General features: G+C 56.8%; 16 protein-coding genes. 12 read left to right on the top strand and 4 right to left on the bottom strand.

What is annotated here, in order from left to right:
* Nucleotides 1-13: 13 nt before the first annotated feature.
* Nucleotides 14-1,051: a type IV pilus twitching motility protein PilT gene (locus AC0IM9_RS09880; RefSeq protein ID WP_054759731.1), complete on the bottom strand. Its 1,038-nt coding sequence runs from the start codon at nucleotides 1,049-1,051 to the stop codon at nucleotides 14-16.
* A gap of 173 nt (nucleotides 1,052-1,224) precedes the next feature.
* Nucleotides 1,225-2,247: an SPFH domain-containing protein gene (locus AC0IM9_RS09875; protein WP_140913463.1), complete on the bottom strand. Its 1,023-nt coding sequence runs from the start codon at nucleotides 2,245-2,247 to the stop codon at nucleotides 1,225-1,227.
* 207 nt (nucleotides 2,248-2,454) lie between these two features.
* Here AC0IM9_RS09875 and AC0IM9_RS09870 point away from each other — a divergent pair, with 207 nt between their 5' ends.
* From AC0IM9_RS09870 to AC0IM9_RS09845, 6 genes are all read left to right on the top strand, one after another.
* Nucleotides 2,455-3,078, top strand: coding sequence for a hypothetical protein (locus AC0IM9_RS09870; RefSeq protein ID WP_482803883.1), 624 nt, complete (start codon nucleotides 2,455-2,457; stop codon nucleotides 3,076-3,078).
* Nucleotides 3,075-4,586: a TIM44-like domain-containing protein gene (locus AC0IM9_RS09865; protein ID WP_482803882.1), complete on the top strand. Its 1,512-nt coding sequence runs from the start codon at nucleotides 3,075-3,077 to the stop codon at nucleotides 4,584-4,586. The genes AC0IM9_RS09870 and AC0IM9_RS09865 overlap by 4 nt, the downstream gene beginning before the upstream one ends.
* A 280-nt stretch (nucleotides 4,587-4,866) precedes the next feature.
* Entirely contained in the window at nucleotides 4,867-5,946 is a 1,080-nt protein-coding gene (gene hisC / locus AC0IM9_RS09860) for a histidinol-phosphate transaminase (RefSeq protein ID WP_482803881.1), read from the top strand.
* Between the two features lie 131 nt (nucleotides 5,947-6,077).
* Nucleotides 6,078-6,677 (top strand): ubiquinol-cytochrome c reductase iron-sulfur subunit, encoded by a 600-nt coding sequence (petA, locus tag AC0IM9_RS09855; RefSeq protein ID WP_140913460.1) that lies wholly within the window; start codon nucleotides 6,078-6,080, stop codon nucleotides 6,675-6,677.
* The gene (locus AC0IM9_RS09850) at nucleotides 6,674-8,071 is read left to right on the top strand and encodes a cytochrome b (protein WP_278210293.1); all 1,398 of its coding nucleotides are present in this window, start codon (nucleotides 6,674-6,676) and stop codon (nucleotides 8,069-8,071) included. The genes petA and AC0IM9_RS09850 overlap by 4 nt, the downstream gene beginning before the upstream one ends.
* Nucleotides 8,072-8,074: 3 nt before the next feature.
* Nucleotides 8,075-8,797, top strand: a complete 723-nt coding sequence (locus AC0IM9_RS09845) for a cytochrome c1 (RefSeq protein ID WP_140913458.1) — start codon at nucleotides 8,075-8,077, stop codon at nucleotides 8,795-8,797.
* Nucleotides 8,798-8,871: 74 nt separating this feature from the next.
* On the opposite strand, the gene ftsH is transcribed toward AC0IM9_RS09845, so the two are convergent.
* Nucleotides 8,872-10,779, bottom strand: coding sequence for an ATP-dependent zinc metalloprotease FtsH (gene ftsH, locus AC0IM9_RS09840; protein WP_140913457.1), 1,908 nt, complete (start codon nucleotides 10,777-10,779; stop codon nucleotides 8,872-8,874).
* A 297-nt stretch (nucleotides 10,780-11,076) separates the two neighbouring features.
* On the opposite strand from ftsH, the gene AC0IM9_RS09835 reads away from it, so the two are divergent.
* From AC0IM9_RS09835 to AC0IM9_RS09820, 4 genes are read left to right on the top strand one after another with little or no spacing between them, the layout of a single operon-like run.
* Nucleotides 11,077-11,304 (top strand): hypothetical protein, encoded by a 228-nt coding sequence (locus AC0IM9_RS09835; RefSeq protein WP_482803880.1) that lies wholly within the window; start codon nucleotides 11,077-11,079, stop codon nucleotides 11,302-11,304.
* A 56-nt stretch (nucleotides 11,305-11,360) separates the two neighbouring features.
* The gene (lexA, locus tag AC0IM9_RS09830) at nucleotides 11,361-11,990 is read left to right on the top strand and encodes a transcriptional repressor LexA (RefSeq protein WP_482803879.1); all 630 of its coding nucleotides are present in this window, start codon (nucleotides 11,361-11,363) and stop codon (nucleotides 11,988-11,990) included.
* A 12-nt stretch (nucleotides 11,991-12,002) separates the two neighbouring features.
* Nucleotides 12,003-12,152: a hypothetical protein gene (locus tag AC0IM9_RS09825; protein WP_186289641.1), complete on the top strand. Its 150-nt coding sequence runs from the start codon at nucleotides 12,003-12,005 to the stop codon at nucleotides 12,150-12,152.
* Nucleotides 12,153-12,197: 45 nt separating this feature from the next.
* Nucleotides 12,198-12,521 carry a YqfO family protein gene (locus AC0IM9_RS09820; RefSeq protein WP_482803878.1) on the top strand — a complete coding sequence of 108 codons (324 nt, stop codon included), beginning with the start codon at nucleotides 12,198-12,200 and terminating at the stop codon, nucleotides 12,519-12,521.
* A 20-nt stretch (nucleotides 12,522-12,541) separates the two neighbouring features.
* On the opposite strand, the gene AC0IM9_RS09815 is transcribed toward AC0IM9_RS09820, so the two are convergent.
* Nucleotides 12,542-13,696 carry a PilT/PilU family type 4a pilus ATPase gene (locus AC0IM9_RS09815; RefSeq protein ID WP_482803877.1) on the bottom strand — a complete coding sequence of 385 codons (1,155 nt, stop codon included), beginning with the start codon at nucleotides 13,694-13,696 and terminating at the stop codon, nucleotides 12,542-12,544.
* Nucleotides 13,697-13,854: 158 nt separating this feature from the next.
* On the opposite strand from AC0IM9_RS09815, the gene AC0IM9_RS09810 reads away from it, so the two are divergent.
* Nucleotides 13,855-16,476 carry a sensor histidine kinase gene (locus AC0IM9_RS09810; protein WP_482803876.1) on the top strand — a complete coding sequence of 874 codons (2,622 nt, stop codon included), beginning with the start codon at nucleotides 13,855-13,857 and terminating at the stop codon, nucleotides 16,474-16,476.
* Entirely contained in the window at nucleotides 16,473-17,105 is a 633-nt protein-coding gene (locus AC0IM9_RS09805) for a response regulator (protein ID WP_278210281.1), read from the top strand. The genes AC0IM9_RS09810 and AC0IM9_RS09805 overlap by 4 nt, the downstream gene beginning before the upstream one ends.
* Nucleotides 17,106-17,268: the final 163 nt, after the last annotated feature.

Below are 17,268 nucleotides of genomic sequence, written 5' to 3'. Positions count from 1 at the left end.
GCCTCCTCGTTCATCAGCGGAACATGTCTTTATTGACGGCCCGAGTCATCGCCGCCTTGGCGGTAATCAGGCCCTTGTCGACCAGCTCTTTCAGGTTTTGGTCCAGCGTCTGCATGCCGTCCTTACGCCCGGTCTGAATCGCCGAATACATCTGCGCCACCTTGGCTTCGCGGATCAGGTTGCGGATCGCCGGGGTACCGACCATGATCTCATGCGCAGCGATCCGGCCGCCGCCGACCTTCTTCAGCAGTGTTTGCGAAATAACCGCCTGTAACGACTCGGACAACATGGCCCGGATCATGTCTTTCTCGGCCGCCGGGAACACGTCGATGATCCGGTCTATGGTCTTGGCGGCCGAAGTGGTGTGCAAGGTGCCGAACACCAAGTGGCCGGTTTCGGCCGCAGTCAGCGCCAGACGAATGGTTTCCAGGTCACGCATCTCGCCGACCAGGATGATGTCCGGGTCTTCCCGCAACGCCGAGCGCAAGGCTTCGTTAAAACCCAGCGTATCGCGATGCACCTCGCGCTGGTTAATCAGCGATTTCTGGCTTTCGTGAACAAACTCGATCGGATCTTCGACCGTGAGGATGTGGGCGTAATCGTTGTTGTTGATGTGGTTGATCATCGCCGCCAACGTGGTGGATTTACCGGAACCGGTCGGTCCGGTCACCAAAATCAAACCGCGCGGCTTGGTACACAGCTCCTGGAAAAACTTGGGCGCATCCAGCTCTTCCAGGGTCAAGACTTTCGACGGAATGGTCCGGAATACCGCGCCGGCACCGCGATCCTGATTGAAGGCGTTGACCCGGAATCGGGCCACACCGGGCAAGGCAAACGAAAAGTCGGTTTCCAGAAACTCCTCGTAATCGCGGCGCTGCTTGTCGTTCATGATGTCGTAAATCAGCGCGTGCACTTCCTTGTGGTTCAGGGCCGGGATGTTGATCCGGCGAATGTCGCCGTCCACCCGGATCATCGGCGGCAAGCCGGCGGAAAGGTGCAAGTCGGAAGCTTTATTCTTGACGGAGAACGTCAACAGTTCGGCGATATCCATGGTCGATTCTCAATGGTGAAAATGTCGCTGCCAAGAATAGTACACATCCGGAAACTGGCAGCCGGCAAAGCCGATATTTCCGGGGCAGAGTCTTCAGACAGCCGTTTGCCGCAGGAGACTCGGCCGAATTGCCGGCCCACCGGCCGGCGTTGAGCGCTAGCGCGGCGGCGGCATTAGATTCCCTCCAGAATGCTTTTCTTCTTCTCCGCATATTCCTCGGCGGTGATCAATTCCGCCTCGAACATTTTCTTCAGTTGCGCCAGTTTTTCCATCGGGTCGGCTGCCGCTGCCTGGGCGGGCGCGGGCGATGCGGCGGCTGGGGTGTTCATCGCTTGCGCCAGATTTTGGCCAAAACTGATGCCGGCACCCAAGCCCATTCCGACCCCGGCGCCGCCGCCTTCGTTGCGGGCGGCTTCGCGCATCGCCTCCAGTTGCTGGATCCGGGCGTAATCCAGACCGACCTCCTTGGCCGCCTGAGCCTCCGCGGTCATATCGGCGATACGATTGACGCGCTTCAGGGTTTCCTCGTCGAAGTCGGTGCCTTCGATCCGAAAATCGGTGATGGTAAAACCGAGATCGGCGAACTGCGGCAATAATTTTTGCAGCACGCCGGCGGCGATTTCCTCGCGGTTGGTGTCGATATCCAGATAACCGAAACGGCTGGTCGCCAGAAAATCGGCCAACGGCTGGCTGAGGCGGGCGACAATGACGTTGCGCAATTGGTCGGTGGTAAACAGGTTTTGCTCGCCGACCACGTTGACGAAGAACTGCGCCGGTTCGGCCAAACGGTAACTGTAATTGCCGAAAGCTCTCAAACCAACCGGGAATTTGTAGGTCGGGTCCAGATATTTGATCTGCGAGCTGGTTCCCCATTTCTGATCCAGAATCACAGTCTTGCGATAAAAATAAATCCCGACCTTGAACTGGCTTTCGAAAAACTGCATGAAGCTGGCAATCGTGGTCCAGAACGGGATGTTATCGGTTTGCAGGTTGTAGGAGCCTTCGCTGTCGAATACCGCTTGCACCTTGCCGCGGTAGACGAAAATGCAACCCTGGCCGGGGCCGACGATCAGTGTCGAGGCGTTCTTGATTTCGTCGCCGTTGTCGCTCCATTGTTGGAACAGCGCATTGGGCGCCGGATTTTGCCATTCGATGACCGAACGCAATTGGCGTTGCAAACCGTCGAAAAGTCCCATGAGAGTCTCCTGTGGATTTTGAATTGGGTCTCGGATGGCGCGTCGCGCCACCGCCGCCATCAGATCGGCACACTCCCGGTGAACAACACCATTCTGCAAAACGACTAGACTTAGCCGCAGAACGGATTTGCAATGCCCCGGCCGCAACCGAGGCTATTAGAAGTGCCAAGCGGCAACTCTGAGTATAGATCAAGCTGGAACAAGCCTATGAAACAGTATTTGGCGCCGGCCTACCAAAGCCGGCTGTGGGACGCGATCAAAAACCTGGAAAACGACTCGCAGGCCGAAGCGGTAGTGGTGTTTCGCGCCCGCTCCGGCGACTATGCCTCGGTACCGTTGCTATGGGGCTTGGCCGCGGCCTGGTTGGCTTTCACCCTGATAATGTACGCGCCGGTTTATTTCGAGAATTGGCTGGTCTATTACGCGCCGCTGGCGATGTTTGCGCTCGCCTATGGCGTCGGTTCGCTGCCGGCGGTCAAACGCTGCAGCGTCAGGCGGTCGACGCGGGACAAGCGCGTCGAAATCATGGCCAGAGCCATTTTCCAGAAAGGTGGGATTCAACATACTCGGGACAAAACCGGCTTTCTGGTGTATTGCTCGTTGCTGGAACGACGGGTGTTTCTGTTGCCGGACCGCGGCTTGGAGCTGGCTATCCCGCTTGCAGTATGGCAGGAATTGCAAAGCGAGTTCGACCGGATCTTCGCCGAGCGCCAACCGGAACAGTGTCTGTTAAAGGCGCTGGGAAAAGCGGCTGCCGCGTTCGCCCGCTACCTGCCGGTGCGCGCTGGCGACATCAACGAACTGCCGGACCGGCTGGATATCGACCTATGAAAAAGTGGCTATTGCTCCTGGCGCTGGCCGGTCTGGCCATTTCTCCACCGTTGCCGGCCCGGCCAGGCGGCGGCCATTCCAGCAGCTCGCACAGTTCGTCGAGTTCGCACAGCTCCGGCGGCTGGTCGCATTCCGGCTCCAGTTGGAGCACGCACGACAGCTCCGGCAGCTCGTCCGACAGCGCCCATCCGATGTCGTCGCTGGAAGCCTTGATTTTGTTCATCATCATCGTCGTGATTGTTATCATCGTGCTTCGCAGCCAAGCCGGGGCTAGGAGCATGGTGACGGCCCCGCCGGCGCAATACCGCGCCCAACGCCAACAAAGCATTGCCGAGCAAATCGCAGCATTGAAACAGGCCGACGCCAATTTCTCCGCGGTGGTGTTTTTGGATTTTGCCCATTCGCTGTACTGCAAATTCTACGAATATTCCACCAAGCCGGAGTTCAGCTACCTGTCGCCGTTCTTGAGCACCGAGTTGCAAGGCCATTTCCAACGCTCGCAACCCTGGACCGTCAGCGAAATCGTCGTCAACAGCCTGCGTTGGCTGGAGATCAGCACTGCCGGCAGCGAAACCGACACCATTACCGTCGAATTCGACGCCAATTACACCTTGGATTTGCAGGACCAGCGTTCGCGCTATGCCGTGGTCGAGCGCTGGCAGTTTTACCGGCGCAAAGGCCTGTTATCGGGGGAACCGGAGAAAATACAAAGCGTGAACTGTCCGCAATGCGGCGCGCCGGCCCATTTCACCGACGCCGGCGTCTGCGGTTATTGCGGCGCCAACGTACAAAAGGGCGACGCGCAGTGGTGCCTGGGCAAACGGGTCGTGGTCGCCACCCATGCGGTGCCGGCTGTGGCAGGACTGGCGGCGTACGCCGAAGAGCAGGGCACGCAAGCCATCACGGTCAAGCAAGCCGACCTGATCGAACAGATGAACCGCTGGCAGCAGCGTTACGGCATCGGCGAGTGGCAGCAATTCTGGTTGCCGTTCGAGAACGACGTGGTACGCAATTATTTTGCGGCGATATACGGCCACTGGAGCCGGCGCGACTGGCAGGCGGCTCGGCACCTGTTATCGGACCGGCTCTACGAAACCAATGCCTTCTGGCAGAAAATGTATGTCGAACGCGGCTGGTTCAACCGACTGGAGCATCTGCGTATCGAGCAAATCGTGCTGGCGAAAATCGACAGCGACAAATTTTACGAGGCCATCACGGTACGCATCTTCGCCGCCTGTAACGACTACACCGAAGACGCAGCCGGCAAGATCGTCGGCGGTTCGAAAACATCGCTCAGGCGTTTTTCAGAATACTGGACCTTCGTCCGCCGTAGCGGTAAGGAGCGCCAAGACAAACCCTACAGCCTGAGCCAATGCCCCAGCTGCGGCGCGCCGGCCGACAACATGGGCCAAAGCGGCGAGTGCGGTTACTGCGGCAGCAAAATCAGCACCGGCCAATTTTCCTGGGTTTTGTTTCTGATCGAACAGGACGAGGTGTATTGCGGTTAAAGTGGCCGCCGTTTGAAATAGACGTTTGCAGCCGCAAACACCTCATGAACTCTTGAGCAAGCCGGCTTTGCGAGCGCAGCAATGCGGTGTTAAAATCCGCGCGCCGATTTGCCTGCAGTGAAGCAGGCGATTCGCGTCAACGGGGACGCTGGATGGCTGGTTTGCAAGGTTACGCTTTCGTCCCTCGCTTTGTTAAAATCCGCCGACTTTTTGCCCCGCGGCCGCCTGCTTGCAACCAGGACCAACCGCCGCCCGTTCCAATGCCGCCGGATTTAACACTATGCCGCTCCCACCGCTCGAAACCCTATTCCGCCGCGAAGTCCTCGCGCTGTCGGCGTATCATGTCGCCGACGCCAGCAATTACATCAAACTCGACGCGATGGAAAACCCCTATTTATGGCCGGATGAAATCCAACAAACCTGGCTGGAGCATCTGAAATCCTGTCCGCTGAACCGCTATCCGGATCCGGAAGCGAAGGACTTGGCCGCAGCACTACGTCGCAGCAACGCCATTCCGGAAGACTCCGCCATTTTGCTCGGCAACGGGTCCGACGAAATCATTCAAATCCTGCTGATGGCCCTGCCCAATACAGCTGCCGTGTTGGCACCCGAGCCCGGCTTTGTTATGTATAAGCAAATCGCCCTCAGCCTGGGTTTGCGCTACCGCGGCGTGCCGTTATTGGCAGAAAGCTTCGATCTGGATTTGCCAGCGATGCTGGCCACCATCGAAACCGAACAACCGGCCGTAATTTTCCTGGCCTATCCCAATAATCCGACCGGCAATCTGTTCGATCCGGCGGCTATCGAAGCGATCCTGGCCGCTGCGCCGGGCGTGGTGGTGGTGGACGAGGCATATGCGCCGTTTGCCGACGCCAGCTTCATCGAACAGTTGCCGCAACACGACAATCTATTGGTAATGCGCACCGTTTCCAAACTGGGTCTGGCCGGTTTGCGGCTGGGCTTTCTGGCCGGCCCGCCCGCCTTGCTGGCACAACTGAACAAAGTCCGGCTGCCTTACAACATCAACTGCCTGACCCAGGCCACTGCATGTTTTGCGCTGGACCATCCGCAGTTTCTATTGGACCAAACCCAACTGATTCGCGAACAGCGCGGCATTGTCATGCAGGCCTTACAAACCATGGATTCGGTCAAAGCTTACCCCAGTGCGGCCAATTTCATTTTATTCCGCACACTGTCTAAACCGGCGGATGCGGTCTTTGCCGGTTTGAAACAGCAAGGCGTGCTGATCAAGAACCTATCCCCGCAGGGCGGAATGTTGGAAAACTGCTTGCGGGCGACGATAGGCAAACCGGAGGAAAACCAGGCCTTTTTGCAGGCCCTGAATGCCGCGCTGGCCTAGGCCGATAAGCGCCGCAACCCCCGCGCAATAACAGTTTCAATAAACACGGCCAGTAAGGTATATTTGCCGGACAATTATAAAAATTGATGTAGCTCTAAAAAATACATCGTCACGCAACAGGAGTATGTTTTATGAATCAAGAAGGCGTCGATACGTCAAAGCGCCAATTTCTGACCTCGGCGCTGTCGGTGGTTGGAGCCGTGGGTGCCGGTTATCTGGCGGTGCCCTTCCTCTCGCAAATGCAGCCCAGCGCCAAAGCCATGGCGGCAGGCGCACCGGTCGAGGTCGACATCAGTAAAATGGAGCCCGGCCAATTGATCCGGGTGGCTTGGCGCGGCAAACCGGTATGGGTCCTGAACCGTACTCCGGAAGTGTTGACGACGCTGGCCACGCTGGACAGCAAACTGGCCGATCCGGTGTCCAACGAATCCCTCCAACCCGAGAACAGCAAAAACTCGGTGCGCTCGATCAAGCCGGAAGTTTTTGTCGCGATCGGACTGTGCACTCATTTGGGCTGCTCGCCCACCTTCCGCCCGGAAATCGCCCCCGCCGATTTGGGTAACGACTGGAAAGGCGGTTTCTTCTGCCCCTGCCACGGCTCCTGGTTCGATTTGGCCGGTCGCGTATTCCGCGGCGTACCCGCGCCGACCAATCTGGAAATTCCGCCCTACCGGTATGAAACCGACAATCTGATCGTCATCGGCGAAGACAGCGAGGCTAAAGCAGCATGAAGCAAAAAATGAATCAATACAGCGACTGGCTGTTGGAGCGGTTTCCACTCTCCGATTTGTGGAACGAACACATGGCGCATTACTACGCGCCGAAAAACTTTAATATCTGGTACTTTTTCGGCTCGCTGGCGCTGCTGGTACTGGTCAACCAGTTCGTCACCGGCATTCTGCTGACGATGAACTACAAACCGGACGCCAAACTGGCGTTCGACTCGGTCGAATACATCATGCGCGACGTCAACTGGGGTTGGCTGGTGCGCTACATGCACTCCACCGGCGCCTCGGCGTTCTTCATCGTGGTCTATCTGCACATGTTCCGCGGCCTGGTTTACGGCTCGTTCAAGCAACCGCGCGAGCTGATCTGGATCTTCGGCATGCTGATTTTCGTCTGCCTGATGGCCGAAGCCTTCATGGGCTATCTGCTGCCATGGGGTCAGATGTCCTACTGGGGCGCACAGGTAATCATCTCGCTGTTCAGCGCAATCCCGGTGATCGGCGACGAATTGTCGCTGTGGATACGCGGCGACTACGTGGTCTCCGATGCGACGTTGAACCGCTTCTTCGCCTTTCACGTCATTGCCGTGCCGCTGGTGTTGCTGATCCTGGTATTCCTGCACATCGTCGCACTGCACGAAGTCGGCTCTAACAACCCGGACGGCGTCGAGATCAAGAAAAACCTGAACTGGAAAGGCAACCCGGTCGACGGCATTCCGTTCCATCCCTACTACACCGTCAAGGATATCGTCGGCGTCGGCGTGTTCATGTTCTTCTTTGCGACGGTAATTTTCTACATGCCGGAAATGGGCGGCTTCTTCCTGGAACACGCCAACTTCATTCCGGCCGACCCTTTAAAAACGCCGGAGCATATCGCCCCGGTCTGGTATTTCACCCCGTTCTACGCAATTTTGCGTGCGGTGCCGGATAAGTTCGCCGGCGTCATCGCCATGGGCGGCGCCATCGTCGTGCTGTTCATGCTGCCTTGGCTGGACCGTAGCCCGGTCAAATCCATCCGCTACCGTGGCGGCCTGTTCAAAAAAGCGGTGCTGTTGTTCGTCATCGCCTTCGTGGGTCTGGGCTATCTGGGTACGCAACCAGCCACCCCCGGCGCCACAATGGTAGCCCGGGTACTAACTGCGGTTTATTTCGGCTTCTTCCTGTTGATGCCGTTATATACCCGCTGGGAAAAAACCAAGCCGGTACCGGAGCATCTGACTCCGCAACCAACGCTGGAAGACCGGATTCCGGCCGTCAAGGCATTGATCGAAGAAGTGGTGGAGGTCCGTCAGGTTCCCGATAATTTGGGCGGTACGATTCCGAAAAAAGGCCCGAACTGGTCCGGTATTCAAGCCGTGCTGATTCGTTTTGCAAAGAACCTGAAAAAGAGCCTGGACTAAGCCATGAAAAAGACACTCTACACTCTTTTGTTTTTGCTGCCTTTCAACGTACTGGCCAGCGGCGGAGGTATCAAACTGGACAGCGCCGACATCGATCTGAGCGACATCCAATCCCTGGAACGCGGTGCGAAACATTACGTGACTTACTGCTTGGGCTGCCATTCGGCCAAGCATATCCGTTACAAACGTATCGCGCTGGATTTGAAACTGGACGAAGCGGAAATCTTGAAAAACGTCGCGCCGTTGGGCGCCGGCATCTACGATCAGATGCATTCGGCAATGAATGCGCACGATGCAGAGAAATGGTTCGGCACCACGCCGCCGGATTTGTCGCTGATCGCCCGCTCTCGCGGCGCCGACTGGCTATACAGCTATCTGCGCAGCTTCTACAACGATCCATCGAAACCGTTGGGCGTGAATAACGCGGTGTTCAAGGATGTGGGCATGCCCAATGTGTTCTGGCAATTGCAGGGCAGCCAAGCGGCCGAAATCCACAAAGTTGAGGGCCAGGAGATGGTAACCGGCCTGCACTTGGAACAACCGGGTCAATTGTCGCCGAAAGAGTTCGACAAATTGGTCAACGACCTGGTCAATTTCCTGGTCTACGTCGGCGAGCCGGTACAACTGGAACGGCAACAAATGGGTAAATACGTGTTGTTTTTTATCTTGATGTTCATCGTCTTGGCCTACCTGTTGAAAAAGGAATACTGGAAAGACGTGCACTAAACGCTCCGCCAGACCGCAAAAAACCGGTATCGGTGTCACCGATACCGGTTTTTTTATGTCCGGACTTCCCTAAATCAATGCCGGAACGGGGTCCTGCCTAGCGCCGGGACGCCGTTCGGTAGCGGTCCGACCGGCTCGCCCCATCCGATATTGGTTTTGTTGGTTTTTGCCTTATCCGGCGCCACCTTGGGCGGTGAGAGTTTTCTACCGCTCATCAATTGATCGATCTGGCCCTTATCCAGGGTTTCCCAATCCAGCAAGGCCTGAGCCATGTTGTGCAAAATATCGATATGCGTCTTCAGGATGGTTTCGGCGCGGTGGTAATTGCTGGACAGCATCCGCCGAATTTCTTTGTCGACGAATAGAGCCATCTGTTCCGACATCGGCTTGGCCTGCGGCCCGAAATAACCGCTATCGCTGTCGCCGCAATCCATCGGCCCCAAGCGGTCGGATAGACCCCATTTGGTCACCATGTTCCGCGCCAATTGGGTGGCGCGCTGGATATCGTTGGAGGCGCCGGTAGTGACTTTGTCTTTGCCGTAAATCAGCGCCTCGGCGATCCGACCGCCGAACAGACTGGAAATCTGGCCTTCCAGCTTTTCCTTGCTGGCGCTGTATTGATCGCGCTCCGGCAGGAACATGGTGATGCCCAAGGCGCCGCCGCGCGGCATGATGCTGACTTTATAGACCGGGTCATGCTCCGGCACCAGCCGACCGACGATGGCGTGACCGGCTTCATGGTAGGCTGTCATCAACAGTTCTTCGCGGCCCATGATCATCGTGCGTTTTTCCGCGCCCATGATGGTTTTGTCGCGCGCCTTGTCCAAGTCGTTCATGGTCACTTCCCGCTGGTTGTTGCGGGCGGCAAACAAAGCGCCTTCGTTGATCAGGTTGGCCAACTCGGCCCCGGAGAATCCGGGGGTACCGCGAGCTAACGCATTGATATCGACATCGGCAGCCAGCGGCACCCGGGCGGCATGTACTTTCAGGATTTGCTCGCGACCTTTGATATCCGGCAAGCCGACCTGCACTTGGCGATCGAAGCGCCCCGGCCGCAGTAAGGCTTTGTCCAATACGTCGACGCGGTTGGTGGCGGCGATGACGATAATACCTTCATTGCCGTTGAAACCGTCCATTTCCACCAACAATTGGTTCAAGGTTTGTTCGCGTTCTTCTGCTCCGCCCATATTCCCGGAACTACGTTGGCGGCCGACCGCGTCGATTTCGTCGATAAAAATGATGCACGGCGCGCGCTTCTTGGCGTTTTCGAACAAGTCCCGGACACGCGAAGCGCCGACGCCAACAAACATTTCGACGAAATCGGAACCGGAGATCGAGAAGAACGGGACACCCGCCTCGCCGGCAATGGCTCTGGCAATCAAGGTCTTACCGGTACCCGGAGGGCCGACCATCAATACGCCGCGCGGAATCTTGCCGCCCAGCGCTTCGTATTTACCGGGGTCTTTCAAGAAATCCACCAATTCCACCACGTCTTGTTTGGCTTCCTCGGCGCCGGCGACATCATCGAAACGCACCTTGACTTGGTCTTCCGTCATTAATTTGGCGCGGCTTTTGCCGAAAGCGTTTTGGCCGCCGGCACCCATTTGCTGCTTACGCATGAAATAAATCAATACGGCAATCAACAACAGGGTCGGAATCCAAGAGTAGAAAATTTGCAGAAAACTCATTTCGTTTTCCGGCCTTTCAACCTTGATTTTGACGCCATATTCCAGCAAGTCGTCGATCATACGCATATCGCCGGGGTTGTAGGTGCTGAATTCGCTACCGTTATGGCGTCGGCCGCGGATAGAACGGCCGTCGATCACAACCTCCGCGACCGATTTACTACGGACGTCGAGAATGAAGTCGGAGTAAGACTCGTCGTTTTGCTTGTGATAGGCGGAAGAGGTCGGATCGAAAGCGGCAAACAGTGCAATTGCGATACCGGCCAGGACGAACAGCGGGATGAGAAATTTTTTCATGATAGGCCCCCCGATGAGGATGCAAGCCGCGACCGCGGCGGAAAAACAGCCGACTAGCTTAGGCGTCGATTGTTTATCCTATTCATGCAAATTTCAGTCCAATTGCCTAATTGGTGCACATTCTCGTAACAATTTCACGCCGTCGGCTTTCCCGGCAGCGCCAAACACCCGTTTTACCTGGCCTGAGCACCGCTTGCGGGCGGTGCTTTGTCGTTAAAAACATTTCCGCGCAGTGTGACCGGAACCTGATCGCAACACGCGAATTCGGCTGCGAACCATACCTGCGGCCCGCCGAGCATGAAGCGCTATACGTTTTTCCGGGCGGCGATCGATCCGATTCCGAACCGAAAAACGGCAATAGTGCCAAAAACGGGCAAGCGCGATCCAAGCTGGTGCAATTCCGGCGTGGTCGCGGGTATAGCGACACCTTTTTGTAGTCTTTGCGACAACTTGACCGACACCGGTCGCGGCATTTTAGGTTGGATTTGCTACAAAGTTAACATTTCGCGTGAACTGAAAAAATAGTTTGTTTTGCATTTGTTTTGCATATATCATTTTTACAAAACAAATACAGAACAAAAATGAACCTTACCCGTAAACAACAAGAAATTTTCGACTTCCTGCTGCAAAACCAGGAACAGTTCAACCATCCGCCAACGCTGGAGGAACTCTGCGCGGCAATGGGCTTGAAATCGCGCGGTTCGCTGCACAGCCAAATCAAGGCGTTGATCGACGCCAATTTGGTCGAAGCACCGGAGCGCAAACAGCGCGGCATCCGTTTGACCGAATACGCCAAGGCCATGACCAAGCCGGCCGAGCCATCCGAGCTATTGCCCTTCGTCGGATACATCGCCGCCGGCAAACCGATCGAAGCCATCGAAAACATCGCCTACATGGCAGTGCCGGAACAGTTGAAAACCGGAAAATCCTGTTATGTGTTGCAGGTCAAAGGCGATTCGATGCTGGAGGAAGGTATTTTCGACGGCGACTGGGTCGTCATCGAACAACGCAGCCACGCCCGTAACGGCGAGATTGTGGTGGCCTTGGTCGACAAGACCGAAGCCACATTGAAATTCATCGAGCAATATCCGCACGAAACCTTGCTGATACCCGCCAATTCCACGATGCAGGCCCTGCGCTACAAACCCGAGCAAGTGGAAATCCAAGGCGTATTGGTCGGACAAATGCGGAGTTACACCCACCACCACTAACGAGGAAACCTTATGCCGCGCCAATCAGTCCATATGCGAGACCAAAAAGCCAACCAATTAGCCATGCACATTCGCGCCGACCGCCAGGCGGCGCTCAACATGATCGAGGAAATCACGCTGGTCGTCGTGTTGTGGGGCGTATTTTTGCTGGCGGCCGGCTGATGCGCTTCGCCGATAGCGGGTTTCACCGGGAGAGGTCGGCGCGCCATGTATAAACTTTGTTTTTACGTGCCGGCCAGCCACGTTGAAGCCATCAAGCAGGCGCTATTCGAACAGGGCGCCGGCCGTATCGGCGATTACGATCGCTGCTGCTGGCAAACGCTGGGCCAGGGCCAGTTCCGCCCGTTAGCCGGGAGCGAGCCGTATCTAGGCGCGATCGATCGGCTGGAAACCGTCGCCGAGTACAAGGTGGAAATGGTGTGCGCCGACCACGTTATCAAAACCGCCGTGCAAACCCTGCTAGACAGCCATCCCTACCAACAACCGGCCTACGAAATTTATAAAATCCTGAATCCGGAAGATTTGGCATAACCCGGCCGATACGGCCGGCGTCAATGCCCTCCGTCGCCGTCGTCGCCTTCCTTCTTGCTGATCTCTTCCAAAGCCAGACTGCCCAGCGCTCCGGTTTGTTTGGTAGCCGAACCCAAACCCTCGCTCAAGTTGATTTTCAATTTCAGATTATTCGGCGAATCGGAATTGCGCATCGCTTCTTCCAGCGAAATCACACCGCTTTTATACAGCTTCAACAGATGGCTGTCGAAGGTCTGCATACCGACGTTTTCCGACTTTTCCATCGCTTCCTTGATGGCGTGAATGTCGCCCTTATGGATCAAATCGCTGACCAGTTTGGTGCCCAACAGGATTTCGATCGCCGCCACCCGCTTACCTTCTATGGTCGGCACCAGGCGTTGCGAGACAAAGGCCTGCAAATTCAAAGACAAATCCATCAGTAATTGCGGCCGGCGCTCTTCCGGAAAGAAGTTGATGATCCGGTCCAAGGCCTGGTTGGCGTTATTGGCATGCAAGGTCGACAGGCATAAATGCCCGGTTTCGGCAAAGGCCAACGCATGCTCCATGGTTTCCTGGCTGCGGATTTCGCCGATCAGGATCACGTCTGGCGCTTGGCGCAGCGTATTTTTCAAGGCGTCTTCGTAGCTTAGGGTATCGACCCCGACTTCGCGCTGATTGACCAACGAGCGTTTATGCGGATGCACGAATTCGATCGGATCTTCGATGGTGATGATGTGGCCCGACGAATTGCTGTTGCGGTAATCGATCAAGGCCGCCAGCGAAGTCGATTTACCGGAGCCGGTGCCGCCGACGAACAAAATCAGGCCGCGCTTTTCCATGATTTTGTCTTTCAAAATCTGCGGCAGACCCAAAACATCGGCATTCGGGATATCCACCTTGATGTTGCGGATCACCAAGGCATAACAATTGCGCTGCTTGAAAATATTGACCCGGAACCGGCCGATGCCCTCTTCAGTGATGGCCAGATTCATCTCCGGCACGTGCTCGAAACTGGCGCGTTGCTCGTGGTCCATCACGCTGTCGGCGATTTGCTTGATCCGCTCCGGGGTAAGCTTGACGTTTTCCAACGGCTTCAAGGTGCCTTGGAATTTGGCGGCCGGCGGCGCGCCGGCCGTCAAATACAAATCGGAACCGTCGTGCTGCACCAGGATTTTCAAATAGTCTCTAAATTCCATACCGGCCAATCTCGCGTTAAAAAATGTTCAAAGTTTAGGTCAACAGCCGGACATGTGAAGGCCGAGACGATTGGCCGGCACGAATTAGTCCGGAAAATCTTTGCCATCGCCACCGCTTACTCGTCTATCCTTGCGTCTTTTACAATGCGGCGGACGCCATGCCCCACACTCGTTTCAAGCTGAATGACCCGTATGCCGAAATCGACTGGCTATACGGCATTGTCGCGAGTATCGATGACGCGGTCCTGGTGCTGGACGCCAAGCACCAGATCCTATACGCCAATCCCGCCGCCGAATCGCTGTTCGGACTCGCCGGCCGCAAGCTCGCCAAGGTCGGCGAATGGCAACCGGCCCTATATCATGCAGACCGGACCCGGCGCTACCTGATCGCAGACGAGTTGTGGCCGGCCACCTCGCATGCCGCCGAAGCTTCGGCCGTGATCGACCTTTACCTGAGCAGCACTGACAATACCTGGATTCCGCTGTCGCTGAAAATTCGCCGGATCGACAGCCCGCAAGGCCAAGCCCACTTGTTGCTATTCTCGTCCCGGCCGCCGAGCCCGCCCCCTGCGCCGGCAGAATCCGCGGCCGAAGTGCTGGAGCACAGCCCGAATTTGAGTGCGGTTCTAAACCACATGCCGGCCATGATCGGTTACTGGGACCGGAATCTGCACAACCGATTCGGCAACACGGCCTACGAGGAGTGGTTCGGTTTTACGCCGAGCAGCATGCTCGGCAAGCACATCCGCGACGTGATCGGCGATAAATTGTATGGCTTGAACCAACCCTATCTGGAAGCCGTTTTAGCCGGAGAACCCCAGTTTTTCGAACGCACCATCGTCGATGTTTCCGGCAGGGAGCGCTACACCCAGACGGCCTATCTGCCCGATCACGGCGACGGCCGGGTCAACGGTTTTTTCGTACTGGTGACCGATGTCACCGAATTGAAGTCTGCCCAAAAAAGGATCGGCGAATCGGCCGCCAGCCTGCGGGCGATATACGACAACCTGCCGTTCCTGGCCTGGATGAAAGACCGCGACGGCCGTTACCTGCAAGCCAACAAGCATTGGTTGCAGGCGGTCGGCATCAAAGAACTACAGGCGCTAGACGGTATTACCGATTACGACATCTGGCCGCGCGAACTGGCCGAACATTATCTGGCAGTGGACCTGGAGGTCATGCAGAACCGTCGTCAAATCCAGCTCACCGAACGCGCGTTCGACGCCGGCCGCGAAACCTGGACTGAAACGATCAAATCGCCGGTGATCGGCGAAAGCGGCGAAGTGCTCGGCACCACCGGACTGGCCAGAGACATTACCGAACAACGCGTCGCGGAAGATACCTTGCGTAACTACAGCGAGCGCTTGCGGCTGGCCACCCAGGCCTCGGCCATCGGCATCTGTGAATGGGAGATCGGCAGCGGTCAAGCCGACTGGGACCCGCGCATGTACCAGATGTTCGGTATCGCCCAAGGCACGCCGATCGATTACGAGGCTTGGGCGCAACTGGTAGTCCAGGAAGATTTGCCGCGCTGCAAGGCCAAACTGCGCAAGTTGATTCACGACAGGCGGGAACAACATTGGGAATTCCGCATCCGCCGCCAAAACGACGGCAGTTTGCGCTACATCCAGGCGGCCGCCATCGTCGGCAGCGGCCCGAACGGCGAGCAGCAAAAAATCGTCGGCGTTAACATCGATGTAACCCGCTACAAAACCATCGAGAACGCCTTACGCGACAGCGAAGCCCATCTGGCCCACGCCCAAGCACAGGCTCATCTGGGCAGTTGGCGGTTGGACGCCGACCGCACCAGCTTGCATTGGTCGGACGAAAACTACCGGATATTCGGCACTCCGCTCGGGGCCGCCGTCACCTACCAACATTTCCTGGACTGCGTGCATCCGGACGACCGGGCTTTTATCGACCAAGCCTGGCAGGCGGCGATGAACGGCGCGCCGTACGATATCCAGCACCGGATCCTGGTCAACGGCGAGCTCAAATGGCTGCGGGAACGGGCCGAACTCGACTTCGACAGCCAGGGCCGGTTTCTGCGCGCGGTGGGTACGTCGCAAGACATTACCGAGCTGAAAGAAATCGAACGCGACCTGGAATACTCCCGCTCCCGATTACGGCAACTCTACGCCCGCCGCGAAAAAGCCCGCGAAGAAGAACGCAGACGCATCGCCCGCGAGATCCACGACGAACTCGGCCAGATGCTGACCGCACTGCGCATGCAGATCTCGCTGATGCGTCTGCGGTTCGCCGAGGGCAACGCCGAACTGGCCGAGAAAATTCGCGATACGATGCTGTTATTGGACAAAACCATAGAAGTCACCCGCGACGTAGCGACCTCCTTACGGCCGTCGGCGCTTGAAATGGGCATCGTGCCGGCGCTGCAATGGCACATCAAAAAATTCTCCGACCAATCCGGCATTGCCTGCGATTTCAGTCATCCCGACAACGGCCCGGAAATGGACGAAGAATGCGCAACGGCGTTATTCCGCATTGTCCAGGAGTCGCTGACCAACGTCCTGAAGCATTCCGGCGCAGACAAGGTTAAAATTCGCATCGCCATGGAGCCCGGCTTTTACTACCTGGAAATTTGCGATAACGGTCGGGGATTCGCTGCATCGGACGCCAGGAAAGCCCAATCGTTCGGTTTGATCGGCATCCAGGAACGCGCCATTATGCTGGGCGGCACAAGCGAATTCCTCAGCAACCCGGACACGGGCACGACCATTCGGGTCCGGGTTCCGGCCACCCCCAACAGATACCTTTTATGATTCGACTGCTCATAGCCGACGACCACGCCATCGTGCGTAGCGGGCTCAAACAATTGTTCGCACTGAACGCGGACATCGAAATTGGCGGCGAAGCCGAAAACAGCGAACAACTGCTGGACTGCCTGCAGCGCTGCACAGTAGACCTGGTTCTGCTGGATTTGAACATGCCCGGCCCGGGCGGCTGCGAAACGATAAGCCGGATCCGGCGGGAGTTCCCGACGCTGCCGGTGCTGGTGTTGAGCATGCACAACGAGCTGCAAATCGTTAGCCTGGCGTTGAGGGCCGGCGCCAAAGGTTACCTGACCAAAGACAGCGACCCGGAAACGCTGATGGCCGCCATCCGCGCAGTCGCGGCCGGCCAACGCTTTATCGACCCGAAGCTGGCCGAAAAATTGGCCTTTGCCGACATAGTAGCCCCGGAATCGAAACCGCACCCAAAACTGTCTGCCCGCGAGTTTCAAATTCTGCAAATGCTGGCCAACGGCAAAGGCATTACCGAAATCGGCCAGGAACTGGCAATCAGCAACAAAACCGTCAGCACTTACAAATCGCGGCTGTGCGGCAAATTGCAAATCAATAATACGGCGGAATTGATCCGTTATTACGACGCCCAAATTTGGCAGCCTTAGCCCAGGCCATCTGTTCGCCGTTCGCACTCGCCCCGGCTTACGGCAACGGACACATGCGCAAGCCCTTGTTATTTGTGGGCTTTTACAACCCGTCGCCGCATTCGGCTTAACCCTGAACGCCTAATCCGCAGTATAATGCTGCGTTTTTTCCGTTAATTCCCCC

This window comes from Methylomonas sp. Uni0011, from assembly GCF_056850255.1.
The sequence above is the reverse complement of the archived record's forward strand: the minus strand, read 5'-3'. Positions and strand labels throughout refer to the sequence as shown.